Source organism: Kitasatospora sp. NPDC091257 (genome assembly GCF_044757675.1).
Lineage (GTDB): Bacteria > Actinomycetota > Actinomycetes > Streptomycetales > Streptomycetaceae > Kitasatospora > Kitasatospora lactacystinica.
On record NZ_JBIVVI010001229.1, the window covers coordinates 1 to 2607 of the forward strand.

The following is a 2607-nucleotide window of genomic DNA, read 5'->3' on the forward strand; positions in this document are numbered from 1 at the left end:
GGCGGGTTGATCCGTTCGGGAGTGCCCGTACGTTGCGACTGCCCCGCACCGGGCCGCGTCGTCGGCGCCCTGCGTGGGCCCGCCGCCCCGTGAACCGTGCGCCCCGGCCCCCGGCCTCGTGGCCGTGCTCCTGCAACGCTTCGGGGCCCGCGCGGCGCTGCTCGCCGAACAGCAGTCGCGCGCCGGGTCCTGCCGCGGCCCCGGCAGTCAGGGCGGTATCCCTGCCACCTCATCCGCCGCCAGGCGGGACTTCGAAAGAGACACCGTGACCGCCTTCCTCTCCGGCAACAGCCGAACCGCTTGCGACCCCGAATCCCCGGCACGGTCCGGGAGCGTGCAGATACGCCCGGGAACCCCCGACGACGCCGACGCCGTGGTGCGCCTCGTCCTGCTGATCGACCTGCACCAGAGCGACGAAGCGCTGCAACAGGTCGTGGCCGCGGTCCGCGAGATGATCACCCATCAGGCCACGAGCATGCTGCCCACCGGGCACCTCGGCCCCGACGGGAGCCTTTCCCACGGCTACAACCACGTTCTGATCGCCGAACACGAGGGACACCCCGTCGGAGTGATCCGCTGCGGACCCGCGCACTGGATGGCCAAGCACGCCGAGATCCGGCGCGTCCCGTTCCTGGCGGGACGCCTCATGAGGAGGATCAGCGCGATCGGTGAACTTGCGGTACTGCCCGCGTTCCGAGGCCGCGGGATCGCCCGCGCCCTGGTCTCCCGTGCCGAGCAGGACTTCCGGCAGGCCGGCTTCCGCGCCATGTCGCTGCGCCACGAGCGGGACCTGACGCGCTTCTACACCGGACTCGGGTACGTCAGTGCTTCCCGTCTGACCGTGGATGTTCCCGCGCTGGGCCGCGTGTACTGCATCAATCGCGGTTGGAGGTACGCGGTCAAGCCCCTGACGCCTTCCGCGTCGGTGCGCGCCATACACGGCGACCCCGTGCTCACCGGTCTGGTGGACTGACCGTCACCACGTCCACGACCTCCAGCAGCGCCCCCGGGACCGGTTTCCCCCAGGGGCGCTGCTGGCCGTTGCGTGCCCGGGCGGCCCGCTACCGGGCGGTTCGAGCGGCGCAGGACCCTGCGGTCGGTGCTCCGCGAAGGCAGAGCGCCCGGGGCCGGGTCGGTGCGGGTCGTGGCCGCAAGGCGCTGCGGTGTCCGAAGGGGCGCCCTCGCCGAGCAGTGTCACGGTGGCGTCGGGCCCGGCTGCCCTCGCCGTCCGGTGGGCGTACTCGCTCCCGTGCCGTGCCGCGGTCCGGCGTCTGTCGGCAGCTGGTCGCGCGTAGCGGGCAGGAACTGTCCGCGCACCGCTGCCCCGGTGTCCCGCCTGCTACCGGCTGGGCGGTGGCCGGGCGCAGTCGGACGCTTCGGTGCCTCACCGGTGTCCGTCGTCCGCGGGTGCCGGTGTCTCGCCGAGGTGCGGCAGTGGAGCCTGTGTCCTGGTGCCCCGCCAGGCGGTTGCGGGTCGGCCTGTCGCGGGTGGTGGGGCGTCCCGTTCGTTCGGCGGTGGGGTGGGTTCGTTCCGGTTGCCCGGGGGCCGTTCTGGGGTTTTCCGGGTGGGGAGGCCGGGCGCAGCGGGCGCAGGGTGGGTGCCGGGGGGCGCACGGTCCTGGACTGCTGTCGCGTTCGGTGTGGTCGGTGTGCTTGACCGGATCGCTCCCGTGGCTACGTTCTGTTCCGGGAGAGCGTCCCGGGCCGGCCGTCATGCGGGTCGCCGCCGGGTCGCCACGGGCCGCCGTGGGCGTCCGCCGGGTTGGTGCGGCCGTCGCTCGGTACCGGCACCGTTGTCCTGCCGCTGCCGCTGCGACAGGCCGAGGTGCCGCTGCGTGCCGCCATGGGCTGTCACGGCTGCTGTCCTGTTGCCGTTGCGCCGTTGCCGGCACCGGCCGTCGTGTACGGGCTGCCGCTGTCCTGCCGTGTGGATCCGTCACCGGCTCTTGTGCGGTGGTGTCGCCACCGTGTGGTGCCGGAGCCTCTCCCACTCCTTTCGTTCTTCACCGCCGCCTGGAAGGGCTCTGCCATGCCCGCACACCGCCGTTCCGTTCTGCGCCGTCCGCCCGCTGCCGCTCCGGCGGCCGCAGTGTTCACGGTCACCGCGTACCTGAACGTCACCACCGGTCCTTGTGGCTGGCCCGAGCACCACTTCGGCTACCGGCCCGGGCACGTCCTGGCCCAGGTCATGGATCCGGGCCTGCCCGGGCTGCAGCTGGCGTTCGTCGTCGAGGCCGCGGACGCGAGGGCCGCCGCCGTCGAGGCCGCCGCGATCGGGCGCAGGCTGACCGTCGACAAGTACGGCGGCCACTGGCCGCTGTCGCTGCGCCGCCTGACCACGGGCGATGTCGTCTGTACCACCCCCCGCACTCCTACCGCCGGCGAGCGCCGTTTCTGGGCCCTCGCCTTCGGCGGGCACCTGACCGAGCTGGAGCTTGTCGACGGGACCCTCCGGGTCCCGAGGCCCGCCCCGTAGACGCCCGCCGCGTCCGGCCCGTTCCCGCGCTGGGTCCGGGCCACCACCTTGTCGACGACGACGCCGACGACCATTGCGGCGAGCGATCCTCCGATCACGCTTCCGGTCAGGAAGCCGCGGGCGAGGGCGAC

Annotated in this window: 2 protein-coding genes; both read left to right on the plus strand. The window is 73.4% G+C overall.

The genetic code is table 11. From position 1 onward, the window contains the following. Window positions 1–118 precede the first annotated feature (118 nt). Window positions 119–973 carry a GNAT family N-acetyltransferase gene (locus tag ACIQOV_RS36645; RefSeq protein ID WP_401055123.1) on the plus strand — a complete coding sequence of 285 codons (855 nt, stop codon included), beginning with the start codon at window positions 119–121 and terminating at the stop codon, window positions 971–973. Window positions 974–2029: 1056 nt separating this feature from the next. Beyond that, window positions 2030–2476 carry a hypothetical protein gene (locus tag ACIQOV_RS36650; RefSeq protein ID WP_331768412.1) on the plus strand — a complete coding sequence of 149 codons (447 nt, stop codon included), beginning with the start codon at window positions 2030–2032 and terminating at the stop codon, window positions 2474–2476. Window positions 2477–2607: the final 131 nt, after the last annotated feature.

Bases quoted from the DNA above. Each gene is read 5' to 3' on its own strand.
- ACIQOV_RS36650 (WP_331768412.1), top strand. From the start codon at position 2,030: ATGCCCGCACACCGCCGTTCCGTTCTGCGCCGTCCGCCCGCTGCCGCT.